Origin of the sequence: Stackebrandtia nassauensis DSM 44728 (genome assembly GCF_000024545.1) — a bacterium.
In the GTDB taxonomy this organism is placed as follows: Bacteria; Actinomycetota; Actinomycetes; order Mycobacteriales; family Micromonosporaceae; genus Stackebrandtia; species Stackebrandtia nassauensis.
Window position 1 is genome coordinate 1,958,061 of sequence record NC_013947.1, and the last position, 13,453, is coordinate 1,971,513.

Annotated in this window: 14 protein-coding genes and 1 other RNA gene; 11 read left to right on the forward strand and 4 right to left on the reverse strand. The window is 66.1% G+C overall.

Annotated elements, in window-relative coordinates; genetic code table 11:
* Nucleotides 1–139: 139 nt before the first annotated feature.
* The 5 genes from ftsE (at nucleotide 140) to ssrA (ending at nucleotide 3,988) form a co-directional block, all read left to right on the forward strand.
* Nucleotides 140–820: a cell division ATP-binding protein FtsE gene (gene ftsE, locus SNAS_RS09210; protein ID WP_013017133.1), complete on the forward strand. Its 681-nt coding sequence runs from the start codon at nucleotides 140–142 to the stop codon at nucleotides 818–820.
* A gap of 21 nt (nucleotides 821–841) precedes the next feature.
* Nucleotides 842–1,732 carry a permease-like cell division protein FtsX gene (gene ftsX, locus SNAS_RS09215; protein WP_013017134.1) on the forward strand — a complete coding sequence of 297 codons (891 nt, stop codon included), beginning with the start codon at nucleotides 842–844 and terminating at the stop codon, nucleotides 1,730–1,732.
* 68 nt (nucleotides 1,733–1,800) lie between these two features.
* Nucleotides 1,801–3,024, forward strand: a complete 1,224-nt coding sequence (locus tag SNAS_RS09220; protein WP_086013267.1) for a M23 family metallopeptidase — start codon at nucleotides 1,801–1,803, stop codon at nucleotides 3,022–3,024.
* Between the two features lie 46 nt (nucleotides 3,025–3,070).
* Entirely contained in the window at nucleotides 3,071–3,550 is a 480-nt protein-coding gene (gene smpB, locus SNAS_RS09225; protein ID WP_013017136.1) for an SsrA-binding protein SmpB, read from the forward strand.
* A 63-nt stretch (nucleotides 3,551–3,613) separates the two neighbouring features.
* Nucleotides 3,614–3,988, forward strand: a transfer-messenger RNA (tmRNA) gene (gene ssrA / locus SNAS_RS33895).
* 70 nt (nucleotides 3,989–4,058) lie between these two features.
* Here the strand turns inward: ssrA and SNAS_RS09230 are convergent.
* Together SNAS_RS09230 and clpS are read right to left on the reverse strand one after the other, a co-directional pair.
* Nucleotides 4,059–4,667: a DUF2017 domain-containing protein gene (locus tag SNAS_RS09230; protein WP_013017137.1), complete on the reverse strand. Its 609-nt coding sequence runs from the start codon at nucleotides 4,665–4,667 to the stop codon at nucleotides 4,059–4,061.
* On the reverse strand, nucleotides 4,667–5,026 hold the full coding sequence (gene clpS / locus SNAS_RS09235) for an ATP-dependent Clp protease adapter ClpS (protein WP_013017138.1): 360 nt from the start codon (nucleotides 5,024–5,026) through the stop codon (nucleotides 4,667–4,669). The genes SNAS_RS09230 and clpS overlap by 1 nt, the downstream gene beginning before the upstream one ends.
* A gap of 197 nt (nucleotides 5,027–5,223) precedes the next feature.
* Here clpS and SNAS_RS32590 point away from each other — a divergent pair, with 197 nt between their 5' ends.
* Nucleotides 5,224–5,736, forward strand: coding sequence for a hypothetical protein (locus tag SNAS_RS32590; protein WP_013017139.1), 513 nt, complete (start codon nucleotides 5,224–5,226; stop codon nucleotides 5,734–5,736).
* On the opposite strand, the gene SNAS_RS09245 is transcribed toward SNAS_RS32590, so the two are convergent.
* Entirely contained in the window at nucleotides 5,661–6,158 is a 498-nt protein-coding gene (locus SNAS_RS09245) for an Lrp/AsnC family transcriptional regulator (protein ID WP_013017140.1), read from the reverse strand. The genes SNAS_RS32590 and SNAS_RS09245 overlap by 76 nt on opposite strands.
* Before the next feature lie 62 nt (nucleotides 6,159–6,220).
* Between SNAS_RS09245 and SNAS_RS09250 the strand changes: the two genes are divergently transcribed.
* The 3 genes from SNAS_RS09250 to SNAS_RS09260 all read left to right on the forward strand — a co-directional run bounded on the left by SNAS_RS09250 (nucleotide 6,221) and on the right by SNAS_RS09260 (nucleotide 11,459).
* Complete coding sequence (locus SNAS_RS09250; RefSeq protein WP_013017141.1) at nucleotides 6,221–7,093, forward strand: EamA family transporter; 873 nt, start codon at nucleotides 6,221–6,223, stop codon at nucleotides 7,091–7,093.
* Between the two features lie 60 nt (nucleotides 7,094–7,153).
* Complete coding sequence (locus tag SNAS_RS09255) at nucleotides 7,154–9,919, forward strand: AfsR/SARP family transcriptional regulator (protein ID WP_013017142.1); 2,766 nt, start codon at nucleotides 7,154–7,156, stop codon at nucleotides 9,917–9,919.
* 85 nt (nucleotides 9,920–10,004) lie between these two features.
* Nucleotides 10,005–11,459, forward strand: coding sequence for a hypothetical protein (locus SNAS_RS09260; protein ID WP_013017143.1), 1,455 nt, complete (start codon nucleotides 10,005–10,007; stop codon nucleotides 11,457–11,459).
* Between the two features lie 9 nt (nucleotides 11,460–11,468).
* Here the strand turns inward: SNAS_RS09260 and SNAS_RS09265 are convergent, their stop codons facing one another.
* Complete coding sequence (locus tag SNAS_RS09265) at nucleotides 11,469–12,344, reverse strand: LysR family transcriptional regulator (RefSeq protein ID WP_013017144.1); 876 nt, start codon at nucleotides 12,342–12,344, stop codon at nucleotides 11,469–11,471.
* A gap of 117 nt (nucleotides 12,345–12,461) precedes the next feature.
* Between SNAS_RS09265 and SNAS_RS09270 the strand changes: the two genes are divergently transcribed.
* Nucleotides 12,462–12,938: a cupin domain-containing protein gene (locus SNAS_RS09270; protein ID WP_013017145.1), complete on the forward strand. Its 477-nt coding sequence runs from the start codon at nucleotides 12,462–12,464 to the stop codon at nucleotides 12,936–12,938.
* A gap of 60 nt (nucleotides 12,939–12,998) precedes the next feature.
* On the forward strand, nucleotides 12,999–13,418 hold the full coding sequence (locus SNAS_RS09275) for a Fur family transcriptional regulator (RefSeq protein WP_013017146.1): 420 nt from the start codon (nucleotides 12,999–13,001) through the stop codon (nucleotides 13,416–13,418).
* The last annotated feature ends 35 nt before the right edge of the window (nucleotides 13,419–13,453 follow it).

Consider the following 13,453-nt stretch of genomic DNA (forward strand, 5'->3'; position numbering starts at 1 on the left):
ACCCACGCGGAATTCACCGGTTCGGCCGATGGGCCGTTCGCATGATCGAGCGATTATCGCGCGAGACGAAACCCCTTCGGGCGTGGAGAAGGAGGGGGTGTGGCAGGCGCCGCATTGACCGCGCGTAGACTCTCGCAGCGTGATTCGGCTCGAGCAGGTTTCGAAGCATTACGCGCGATCGAACCGCCCCTCCATTGAAGACATCAACGTCTCGATCGAGAAGGGTGAGTTTGTCTTCTTCATCGGCCCCACCGGGGCCGGTAAGTCGACGATCATCAAGTTGCTGCTGCGCGAAGTAATACCTGACAAGGGCAAAGTCTGGGTGAATGACAAAGAGGTCACCAAGATGAGCCGCTGGAAGGTACCGGCGTTCCGGCGATCCCTGGGCTGTGTGTTCCAGGACTTCCGGTTGCTGCCGCACCGCACGGCGGCCGAGAACGTCGCCTTCGCCCTGGAGGTGATCGGCAAACCCAAGACCGTCGCCCGTCGCGTCGTCCCCGAGGTCATGGACCTGGTGGGGCTGGGCGGCAAGGAACACCGCTACCCCCACGAGCTGTCCGGTGGTGAGCAACAGCGCGTCGCCATCGCGAGGGCCTTCGTCAACCGGCCGCTCATCCTGCTGGCGGACGAGCCCACCGGAAACCTCGACCCCGACACGTCCATCGAGATCATGCGTCTGTTGGACCGCATCAACCGGACCGGAACGACCATCGTGATGGTCACCCACGACTCCAACATCGTCAACCAGATGCGGCGACGCGTCATCGAGATCGAGAACGGTCACATGGTTCGTGACCAGGCTCGCGGCGTGTACGGCTAACGGGAAGGCTTAACTAGATCCATGCGTGCGAAGTACGTACTTTCCGAGGTCGCGGTCGGCCTGTGGCGCAACATCAGCATGACCATCGCCATGATCATCACCATGTCGGTGTCGCTGACCATGCTCGGCGCCGGTGTCCTCATGTACCTCCAAACCCAGTCCATGGAGGAGGAGTACGAGGGAAACATCGAGATCATGCTGTACCTGAAGCAGGATCTCGACAAGGGCTCCCCCGAGACCGAGCAGATCAAGCAGCAGCTGGAGGAGGACAAGGACAGCGGTCTGGTCGAGGACTACAAGTTCAAGTCCAAGGCCGAGGCCTACTCGGAGTTCAAGGAGCTGTTCAAGTCCGCTCCCGACCTGATCGAGAACGTCGACCCGGAGCGGCTTCCGGCCAACTTCGGCGTGAAGCTCGTCGACATGGGCAAGGCCTCCGAGTTCAAGGACAAGTACGACAAGGCCAAGGGCGTCGAACGGGTCTTCAACCAGCGCGACTCGCTGGAGAAGGTCTTCGAACTGCTCACCGGCGTGCAGAACCTGGCGCTCATCGTCGCGCTGGTGCAGGGCATCGCCGCGCTGCTGCTGGTCGCGAACACGATCCAGGTGGCCGCGTACTCGAAGCGGCGCGAAGTGTCCATCATGAAGCTGGTCGGCGCGTCCAACTGGTTCGTGCAGGCGCCGTTCGTCCTGGAGGCGGTCTTCGCCGGTCTGCTCGGCTCGATCGTGGCCTTCCTGGCGCTCGTCGGGGGTAAGGCGTTCCTTGTGGACGGCACCTTCAAGAACCTGTTCTCGATCCTGACACCGATGCCATGGTCGAGAGTCATCCTCATGCTGCCCATCCTGGCGGGTATCGCCAGCGTGATCAGCGCGGTCACCGGCTGGGTCACCCTCCGCTTCCAGGTGAAGGTGTAGCGACCCGCCACAGTGAATTTGGTGCGAAACGACCACTTCGGGCGGTCACTCGGAGTACTTTACGCACCATGAGGACCATGCTTTGGAGTGCGGCGGTGTTCACCGCCGCACTCCTTCTCACAGGCACGGCCATCGCGAACCCCGGTAGCGAACCCAGTAAGGCCGAGCGCGAACTGGCCGAAGCCGAGGCGACCCTCGAAGGCGCCACAGAGGACGCCCGCGAGGCGGGCCGCGAACTCGCCGAGGCCGAGAACCGGCTCCCCGGTGCCCGCGACCGTGTCGACGAGGCGCGGGGCGCGGTGGCCGCCGCCGAGGTGCTCGCCGAGGAGGCCGCGCGCGACGCCGAGGACGCCCGTCAGGAGCACCACGAGGCCGAGGGTGACTTCGACACCGCCCAGTCCGGTGTAGAGGAGTCCAGGGACGATCTGGGCGACATGGCGGCCCAGATCTATCAGCGCGACGGCCTGGTCGCCTTCAACGAGGCCCTCAAGTCCAAGGACCTGTTCGACGCGGTCGACCGGATGTCCTTCGCCAACGAGTTCGTCCGCCGCCAGAACAACGCGGTCGAGGAGGTCGTCAAGGCCCGCCAGGACGCCCGCGTCGCCGAGAACGAGGCCGAACAGGCCCGCGACGACGCCGAGGCCGCCGAGGCCGCGGCAGCCGAGGCCCTCGACGAGGCCGAGGCCGAAGCCGAACGCGCCGAGGACGCCGAGGCCGAACTCGACGGTCTCATCGACACCAAGTCCGAGGCGCTGCGCGTCGCCAAACGCGAGAAGGACGCCAGCCTCGACCAGTACGAGGAGGCCAAGGCCGCCAGCGAACGCGTCGCCGACAAACTGCGCGACACCGGTTCTGGCGACTCCTCACCCCCGTCGTCGTCCTCGGGAGGCGGTGGTGGCGGCTTCCTGATGCCTGTCAACGGCTGGAAGTCCAGTGACTTCGGCAACCGCTACGACCCGTACTACAAGGTCTGGCAGCTCCACGCGGGCACCGACTTCGCGGCCCCCGGCGGGGCACCCATCTACGCCGTGGACTCCGGCTCGGTCGTCCAGGCGGGCTGGAATGGCGGCTACGGCAACTACACCTGCGTCTACCACGGCGACAACGTGTCCACCTGCTACGGTCACCAATCCTCCATAGGGGTGTCTCCAGGCCAGCACGTCTCGCGCGGCCAGCGCATCGGCAGCGTCGGCACCACCGGCGCCTCCACGGGCAACCACCTCCACTTCGAGGTCCGCGTCAACGGTTCACCCGTCCAGCCGCTGGGCTGGCTGCCGTCCTGTCTGTGCTGACGAATCTCACTCGCGGCGGCCCACACCGCCCCGATAAGCTGTGCCGATGGTCAAGGAGAAGGGGCACAAACTCATCACTTCCAACCGGAAGGCACGGCACGACTACACCATCCTCGACACCTACGAGGCGGGCATCGTGCTGACCGGCACCGAAGTGAAATCACTGCGCAACGGCCGCGCCTCCCTCGCCGACGCCTACGCCGACCTCCACAACGGCGAACTGCGCATCCACGGCATCCACATCGCCGAGTACGACAACGGCTCCTGGACCAACCACCCGCCGCGCCGGATCCGCAAACTCCTGCTCCACCGCGCCGAGATCGACAAACTCGTCGGCAAGCTCACCGAGTCCGGCCTCACCCTCGTCCCGCTGTCCCTCTACTTCCGCGACGGCTGGGCCAAGGTCGAGATCGGTCTCGCCCGAGGCAAGAAGTCCTACGACAAACGCCAGGACCTGGCAAAACGCGATTCCGACCGCGAGATCGAACGCGCCCTCCACCGCCGCGCCAAGGGCCTGCCCGACTGACCGGCGATATCGGAATGCGAGCCCCCACCGTTGGCGTTACACTCTTGCGAGCACAACTCAATAGGGGCCGATCGGTTTCGACTCCGTACGCTGATGTAAGGGAAGCGGGTCGAGGAAGCCAGCGTCGTCTCGTTAATCGTCGCTGGAAAACACAAATGCGAAGACTGAATCTCGCAGTTCCTTCGCTCTCGCTGCCTAAGCGATAGCAGAAGGATTGTCGGTCCGGGAGCGCGTCCGTCCCGGTCACCGGCATTATTTAGGACGCTTGGCGCTGAGTGGGGCCACCGGGCTCAGCGCGACACCAACGGTGGATGGAGCCCGTCACTTCGACTTGTTCGCGTGATCGAAGGGGCTTGAGGAAAGGCACAGCGAACTGCACCCGGAGAAGCCTTACTGAACCGGCGGAGGACCTGGGTTCGATTCCCAGCGGCTCCACGAAACCACAGAATTGCCCCCGCCATCCTTGGGAAGGCGGGGGCAATTCGTGTTTGTGGCTTTCGTCGTCGCATCAGTTGTCGGTGGAGCCGGTGAGGGAATCGATGAGGGTTTCCTGGAGGCCGCTCAGCCACAGGTAGACCATCGCGCTGGGTTTGCGGGGGTCGGAGTCGGGGAGTTGCAGGAATGCCTCGCTGTCGTGGTCGCCGGTGATGTCGAGGCGGGTGCCGAGGGCGAGGCGCAGATCGTTGAGGGCGCCCAGCCATTGGCGGCACTCGTCCTCGTTCAATCGCAGTTCGGTGCCGTCGGGTTCGGAGGGGGTCAGGGTCTCCAGGCAGCGGATGAGGGTGAGGATGTCGCCGCGTTTGCGGGCGCGCATGTCGGATTCGGTGTAGCGGCGGAACTCGGCGGACGCCGCGCGGGTCTCGTCGTCGGGGGGACGGTCGGGGTCGTCGTAGGCGTCGGGGAAGAGGCGGGCCAGTACCGGGTCGGTGGGTGGTTCGTCGGGTTGGTCGGTGAAGACGGAGGCCAGCAGGGCCTCGGCGTCACCGTGGGCCGGTTCCTGGCCGGGGCCGAGCAGGTCGAGGAGCTGGGTGGCGTAGCCGTGCAGGACGGAGATCTCGACCTGGCCCAGCAGGATGGTGGCGCCGCCGCCGGACAACGGCTCGAAGTAACCCGCCATCAGCGGTCCTGCCGCATGCTCGCCCACAGCCCGTACCCGTGCATGGCCTGCACATCACGCTCCATCTCCTCGCGGTTGCCGGACGAGACCACCGCCAGGCCCTTGTTGTGGACGTCGAGCATGAGCTCCTCGGCTTTGGGGCGGGTGTAGCCGAAGTAGGACTGGAAGACGTAGGACACGTAGCTCATCAGGTTCACGGGGTCGTTGCGGACGATCGTGACCCAGGGGGCGTCGGCTTCGGGGGTCTCGGCGGCGTCGGTGACCGTTTCAGGACGCGCGACCTTGGCCGAGACGCCCAGGACGCATCGGGGGAGTCGGCGAGTGAACGTGGGTGATGGCTGTGCGCTCACCTGCCCCATGCTGCCACCAGCACGGAGAGTCCACAAACGGCCCTCGGATTGGAACCGACCGGGACACGGGCCAATGGGTATCGCCGAAGTCGGGACCAACGACCCGCATTGACCAGCCGAAACATCGATTTGGGGTGGATGGCGGGCGCTTAGCATGGAGGCTCGGGCACCGGCAGCCCAAGAGCCGCTGTTGAGGATGATGCCCCATGACTGACGAGACGATCAACACCGAACAACCCGAGCTCAGGAAATCGAGGTTCGGTTACCGTGCCCGGTTCGTCGCCATTGTCGTGTTGTTGTCGATCACCTTGCTGGGTGGTGTCGCACTGGCCTTGGTGTTGGCTGAGGACAAGCCGAAACCGAGATCCGTTGAGGATCAGGCGATCGACATGTGTCAGGACGCGGTGTTGCAGTCACTGAAGGCGCCGTCCACCGCGGATTTCGTGGGCGAGCCCATCGCGTTCAGTGATGGGGGTGAGGTCGCGCCTGTTTACACGGTTACCGGTGAGGTCGATGCCGAGAACTCGTTCGGTGCGATGCTTCGCAACTTGTACACGTGTGACATCCAGACCAGTAACGACAGGGATTCGTGGACCGTGGAGGCCGTCGACATCGTCTTATGCGCCGCTGAAACGGGTCGAGGTCAGTCGTGGGTGACGGGGAGGGGGCGGGGTGGGACGGGGGTGGACTGGATGATCGAGGTGGTCGTCTGTCCGTAGAGGAGGAACTGGTCGAGGGTTTCGTCGAGGCGGGCGATGGAGGGGACGTGGACCTTGACGAACAGGCAGTCCTCGCCGGTGATGCGGTGGCATTCGGTTACCTGGGGCATCTTCTGGACGGCTTCGATGAGTTTGGGGAGTTGCGCGGGGCCGGGTTTGATGCGGACCAGGGCGGTGACGGGCATGCCCAGGGCGGCGGGGTCGACGTCCATGTGGAAGCCGACGATGATGCCGGTGCGTTGCATGCGCTGGACGCGTTCGGTGACCGCCGGGGCGGACATGGAGACCTGTTTGGCCAGTTGGGTCATGGAGATGCGGGGGTCCGCGTGCAGGGCCGCCAGCAGGCGCAGATTGACGGGGTCCAGGAGGGCATCGCGTTCACCGAAGGTGTTGTTGAGTTTTTTCTTTGATATTCCAGGCAATTTGAGTCAACGCCCTTCGATTGGCTATTTGGTTTGGTGGCTCTTGCTTGGAAGATACCCGCATGGGACTAGGTGTTGAGGCGGCGACGCGAAACTGGACCGATCGGGTGCCGGTGCCCGCGTTCTTGGGGGCCAGCGCGTTCTTTCACTATTTTGGGCCGTCCATAGCGGTGCTGTTGTTCGCCTTTGTGGATGTCATGGGGGTGGCGTGGCTGCGGATCGCCAGTGCGGCCGTGGTTTTGGCGGTGTGGCGGCGGCCTTGGCGGTTGGTGCGGGTGTTGGGTGCCCGGCAGTGGGTGGGGCTGGTCGGGTTGGGGGTCGTGTTGGCCGCTATGAATTCGACGTTCTATCTGGCGATTGAGCGATTGCCGTTGTCGACGGTGGGGGCGATTGAGTTCCTGGGGGTCATCGGTGTGGCGGCGTTTGGGGTACGGGATCGGCGCAATCTGGCGGCGTTGGTGTTGGCCGTCGGGGGTGTGGCCGCTTTGGTGGAGGTGCGGGTTGTGGACGCGCCGTTGGGGTTTGGGTTCGCGTTCGCCAATTGTGTGTTGTTCGTGGGGTATGTGGTTGTGGGGCATCGGGTGGCGAACGCGGGTGGGATCGGGGTGGCGGATCGCTTGGCGGTCGCGATGGTGGTGGCGGCCGTGGTGGCCACTCCGTTCGGGGTGGGGGAGGCGGTTCCGGCGTTGCTGGATCCGGGGTTGTTGGGTGCGGGGGTGGCGGCGGGGGTGTGTTCGTCGGTGATCCCGTATCTGTGCGATCAGGTCGTGATGGCCCGGGTGAGTCGGCCGAGTTTCGCGACGATGTTGTGCCTGCTTCCGGCCAGCGCCACGGTGGTGGGGCTTGTGGTCTTGGTGCAGTGGCCGAGTGTGGTGGAACTGTTGGGGGTCGGGTTGGTGGTCGTGGGGGTCGCGTTGCATCGTCCGGGGTCGTGACGGGCGCGGCGGTGGCAGTAATATGCGGTCCCACCTTGCCGGAGAGATAGTCGGGAGCCGATGGAGTTTCGAGTCCTGGGTGCCGTCGAGGCGGTCGCCGACGGGGTGACCGTCGATATTGGACCTGCTTCTCGGCGTGCGGTGTTGGCGATTCTGCTGGTCGAGGTGGGCCGGGTGGTTTCGGTGGAGCAGCTGATCGACCGGCTGTGGCGGGACGCGCCGCCCCGCGGGGCCCGGGACAGTCTGTACAGCTACCTGTCGCGGTTGCGGTCCGGCTTGGGGGACGGGCTGATCCGGCGGCGCTCGGGCGGGTATGTGGTGACGGTCGATCCGGTGAGCGTGGACCTGCATCGGTTTCGGAAACTGGTGGGGGAGGCTCGACGGTCTACTGGGGATGATGAATCGGCGGAGCTGTTCGAAGCGGCCTTGCGACTGTGGCGCGGGGAGGCGTTCGAAGGGCTGGACGTGCCGTGGCTGCATCGGGTCGCCGACGGGCTCGCCGCGGAGCGGTTCGCGGCGGAGCTGGATCGCAATGACGTGCAGTTGCGGCGCGGATGGCACGGGAGTCTGTTGCCGCAGCTGGAGGAGCGGGTGGCGTCGCATCCGTTGGACGAGCGGCTGGCGGGGCAGCTCATGCTGGCGCGGTACCGGTCGGGGCGGCAGGCCGAGGCGTTGGAGTACTTCCACGCGTTGCGGCATCGCTTGGTGCGGGAACTGGGCAGTGAGCCCGGGCCCGAGCTGGAGCGGTTGCATCAGCGGATCCTGAAATCCGAGTCGAGTCTGGACGTTCGGCGGGACGGTGACGGGGCGAGTGTCGCGGTGCCGCGGCAGCTGCCCGCGCCGCGTCGGGGTTTCGTGGGGCGAACGGCGGAGATGGCGGCGCTGGACAGGGCCAGCGACGACGGCCAGACCTTGTGGGTGGTGGCGGGACCCGGCGGGATCGGGAAGACCTGGCTGGCCGTCCAATGGGGGCACGAGCGGCGGGAACGGTTTCCGGACGGCCAGTTGCACGTGAACCTGCGTGGGTTCGATCCGGCCGAGGCGCCGTTGGATCCGGAGTTGGCGATTCGGGGCTTGCTGGTCGCGCTGGGGGTGGAGTCGCAGGCGATGCCGCCGGGCTTGGAGGCCAAGTCGGCGTTGTACCGGAGTTTGCTGGCGGGCAAGCGGATGCTCGTCGTCCTGGACAACGCCCGGGACACGCAGCAGGTGCTGCCGCTGTTGCCCGGCGGGACCTCGGGTACGACGATCGTGACAAGCCGGGCGGACCTGCCCGCTTTGGTGACGACGCATGAGGCGCTGCACGTGGGATTGCGGCCGTTGGACGATCCGGACGCGTACCGGACCTTGGCCAAGCGGATGGGGACGGAGCGGATCGACGCTGAGCCGGAGGCGGTGGCGGAGCTTGTCGCGCATTGTGCGGGGTTGCCGTTGGCGTTGGGGATCCTGGGGGTTCGCGCGGCGATCGATCCGGAGTTGTCATTGGCGGTGTTGGCCAGGCAGCTGCGGGAGGCGCGACTGGATACTTTGGATTCGGGGGAGTTGTCGGCCAGTGTGCGGGTGGTTTTCGACAGCTCGATGAGCGTGCTGAGTTCGGATGCGGGGGTGTTGTTGTGTTTGCTGGGGATCGCGCCGGGGGATGATGTCGCGGTGGCCGCTGCGGCGAGCTTGGCGGGTATCGGGCTGTCGCGGGCCGGGGAACTGTTGCGGGAGCTGGAGATCGCGCATTTGGTCGACGAGACTGTTCCGGGGCGGTTTCGGTTGCATGATCTGACTAAGACGTATGCGGGTGAGCGGGCGGCGGAGCTGGTGCCGGAAGCCGATCGTGTTGAGGCGTTGGGGCGGTTGGTGGACCACTACCTGCACGCCGCGTTCGCGAGCGAGCGGCTGCTCAACCCGGGACGGCCCGTCCTGGAACTCGATGAGATGCGCGGCGGGGCTGTCGTGACGGACCCGGAAACCGCTTCGGAGGCGCGGGGCTGGTTCGACGACGAACTGTCCAATGTGATCGCGATTCAGCGGTACGCGGCCGACAGCGGCTGGGACGTCCCGGGATGGAAACTCGCCTGGACGATGGACACCTATCTGTACTCACGCGGGTTGGGACAGCTGTGGTCGCAGAGCTGGCGCGTCGCGCTGGAATGCGCGGAGCACAGCGGCGATGCGGCGGTGACGATCGTGTGCCATCGTCGGCTTGGCAGTGTGTACTCCTTCGAGCGACGTGACGCCGACTCGATCCACCATCTTCGGCAAGCTTTGGTCCTGGGGGAGTCGAGCGGGGATCTGATCGAGCAAGGTCACGCCCACAACAACCTGGCCCTCACCTACAGCCGATTGTCCGAATTCGCCAAGGTGGTCGAGCACGCCGAACGCGCGGTCGTGCTGTACCGCGAGGCCGAATACCCGGCGTCGGAGATCTCCGCGCTGAACATCCTGGGCTGGGCCCTGTTGAAGCTCAACGACTTCGGCCGCGCCAGGGCTTACGTGGAAACGGCGCTGGAGACCTGTCACCGGAGCGGTGAACGCATGTTGCTGGGACGCGTCCACTCGACCCTCGCGGAGGTCTCGCAAGCGGAAGGCGACCTCGAAGCTGCGCTGCGGCAATGCCGTCTGGCGATTTCGCTCTACGCCGACAAGGACAATGCCGAGCTGATCGAGGTTCTCGAATTCACGGGTGACGTGTTGCGTGACCTGGGACAGCTTCGCGAAGCGCGGGAAGAGTGGCTTCGGGCCCGTGACCTGGCTAGCTCGCTGGGCCAGGACAGTCAGGCCGAATCCATCGAAGCCAAACTGGCCTCACTCCCCACCGCGACTACCACCCCGGGCTAACGCCACCACGTCTGACAAGGTTTCGACAAGATCGCCGTGGAACTCTTCACCCCGTCGGCTCATTGACGGTGGAGGAGAGGCGCCCATGATGACCGCTGAGGTCGATCTGCCGGACCCGGACGAGTCGCTTGACTCAGCGGAACGGTTGCGGCGCAGGATCGCCGCGGAGTTCGAGGAGTGGCCCGGCGAACTCGCGTGGCAGTACTTCGTCGCGCGGGTTGAGGAACCCGAGGACGATCTGGTTGCGGAGTGGGACCGGCACGTCGAGCTGTACGAGAAGCACCGCAAGTACGCCCTTGTTGATTGGCAGGAGGCGTCCTGGGAACTCGACCGGCGGTTGGCGACGTTGAGCTATCAGGACGTTTCGCGATCCGTTGAGCAGGAAGCGGAGCAGTGGCTGCCCGCGACCGCCGCCCGCGACGAGTTCTCGGCGCGCTATCCGGACCTGAACTGGGTGGAGGCCGAGGTGCGTCGGGATGCCGCCCGGGTGGCCGCTGAGGATCGGGACTATCGCGTCTGGGCGGAGGCGGTGTGGCCGGAAGCCGAGCGGGCCCGGGATCGGGAGGTGGCGCTGGCGCGGGTGGATGACAGCCGAGGCGAGGTCGCGGCCCGGTTCGGGCGCGAGTGGGGGATGGAACTGCCCGAGTCGATCTTCCGGTTCCAGGCGTTTCTGCACAGCCTGCCGTCGGTGGGGCACGACGCGCTGGAACAGCTGGAGCTGATGCCGTACGGGATCATGAGCCTCGTCGAGGATCCCGCGTGGCAGCCGAAGGACGGCGGTGATCCCCGGATGTACCTGCGGGCGTATCGGGATCCGCCGGAGTTCGTGCCGTTCATGCACGGCGGCAGCGATGGACTCCATTTCGGACTGTGGTTCGACGATGGTGTCCACTGCGATGGGACGGGCGCGTACTACAACAACGACGGTGGTGGGGTGGGGTTGCCGTGGGGAACGCCGTTGCTTCAGGTTCGCGGAATCCTGGAGTCGCGGTGGCGGCTTCTCGACAGCCGCCTGATGCGGTCGGACTGGCCTGATCCGGCTCTGCTCGAAAGGCGGCATCGGTTGCGGCTGTTGCGGGAGGCGGTCCTGGCGTTCGAGACGGCCGAGTATCCGCAAGAAGGCGAGGATTACTTCGACGCCAGCAAGGAGTCCGATCTGTTCGAGGGCCGCCCCGAGCGGGTCGAGACGCTGGATGAAGCCGGTGTTCGCGTCGAGGTCGATACCGCGATCGTGCGGGGACGGCAGAAACCCGGGTCGGACTATGAGTGGGCCACATCGCTCCACAATGAGCTGACCGGGGATCCCGCGGCCCGCGATGCCCATGTCGCGCTCGCTCGGCAGCGGTGCGAGGCCGGGAATCCGGGCGACGCCTTGGCGTTGGGGCGGGATCTGCACTGGTGCAGCGGTGGGGACGCCGCACTGGAGGATCTGGCGGTCGAGTTGTTGACCATGGCGTATCGGGCGTTGGGACGCGACAATCTGGCCGAGATCGCCGCCGCCCATCACGAGTGGCGGGTCGGGTTGCGGGACGGTGGGTGAACGGGGTGGTCAGCCGGTGGTTTCGCGCACCGCCGCGAGCAGGTGCCGGATCGCCGGGGTGGCGGGGCCGGGCCTGGTGACGAGGTTGACGTCGGTGGTCACATCGGACAGTCGGTGCAGTGTCACGCCGGGGACCGCCGGTGGTTTGTCCAGCGGGTAGAAGACCGTCCAGGACGGTTCGCCGCCCGCGATGTCGTGCAGCGTCTCCAGCAGTGTCGTGAACGCCGGGCCCGGGACGGGGTCGAAGCCGCCGCGTCGGCAGGCGTCGAGGATCAGGTCGTGGAAGGCGGGGTTGTTCTGTCTGGGCGCCATGCGAAGCGGCAGCGCGGACAGATCGGTCAGCCGGACGGAGTCGCGTGTGGGAGGTATGACGTCGGTGGGAGCCGCGACGTAGAGCGGGTCGGTCCACAGCGGGGTGAACTCCAGCCCGGGGGCGCTGTCCTGTACCCGCACGACGGCGGCGTCGAGGGTGCCTTCGCGCACCCCGGACAGCCGTTCGTCGAGTGTGGTGCGGTGGGTCTCGACGCGCGGTCCGGACCCGGCGGAGGTCGCGGCGGCAACGACCCGGTAGGTCCCGGCGTCGTAGGCGCGGCCGATGCCCAGCCGCAGCAGGCCGCTGTCACCGGCGGCCAGGTCGGCGGCCAGACGGCGGGTGCGTTCGACGGCCGCCAGTACCGCGCGGGCCTCGGGTAGGAGCCGTCGACCGGCGTCGGTGAGGCGGACGTGCCGGGTGGAGCGGTCGAACAGCCGGACGCCGAGTTCGCGCTCCAGCCTGCGGATCTGCTGGCTCACCGCCGCTTGGACGATGTGGAGGCTGGTCGCGGCCCGGCCGAAGCCGCCGGTGTCGGCCACGGCGGTGAAGTACTCGAGTTGCCGGATTTCCACGCCCGCTCCATTCATCACGATTCGTGATCACTGTGGGAGTGAACCGCTTCTTGGCGGGCGGTTGTTCCCGGGCTGAGATGGGTGGCGTCAGAACGAAACGCATCGAAGGAGGACGTCATGTCGAGGAAACCAGTGGTCGTGAACATCGCCGACGCCGAGGTGCTGGAAGGGGGCAACCCCATGAACCTGCTGGCCGACGCCGACGTCAGCGACGGTGCCTTCAGCATCAGTTCCGGCACCATCACGGCGGGCGCCGACAACGCCCGGCCGCACTTTCACCGGCGCTCCTGGGAGGTGTTCTGCGTCGTGGACGGGACGCTGGAGCTGCTGCTGGACGACGAGATAGTGAGGGTGGAGGCGGGTGGGATCGCGGCGGTGCCGCCCGGCGTGACGCACGCTTTCGGGGCCACGCCACAGGCGGACGTGTCGGCGCTGGTGTTCATCACGCCGGGCGTGCGGCGGTTCGACTACTTCCGGCTGCTGCCCGCGATCCTGCGCGGCGAGATCCCGAAGGCCGAGCTCGATGACATGCATCACCGTTTCGATGTTCACTTCGTCGACAGCACGCTGTGGGATGCTCATCGCGGACGGTGATCGGTGTGGTCTCGAGAACCTAGTCTTGACTGATTCCAGAAAAGGTGGTTTATTGGGGTTGTGGACTCAGAGCAACTACTCCGTCAGAACGGGCTGCGAGTCACCAGACAGCGGTTGGCGGTGCTTGCGGTGCTCGGCGAGGGGGGACACCCCACCGTCGACGAGATCGTGCAGCGCGCCCGGAAACGGGTCGGCTCTTTGTCCACTCAGGCGGTTTACAACGTGTTGACCATGCTTGACGACGCCGGGCTGGCGCGACGTATCGAACCGGCCGGCAGCAACGCCCGCTTCGAGGCACGCGTGGGTGACAACCACCATCACCTCGTGTGCCGCGACTGCGGGCAGGTCGAGGACGTCGACTGTGCGGTCGGTGAGGTGCCCTGTCTGGCCGCCGCCGACTCACACGGGTTCGTCATTGACGAGGCCGAGGTCATCTACTGGGGTCGGTGCCCCAGATGCGCGGCCGCGCTTAGTTCCTGAATCAGTACGAATGTTTCCCTACCACTGGAGATAGA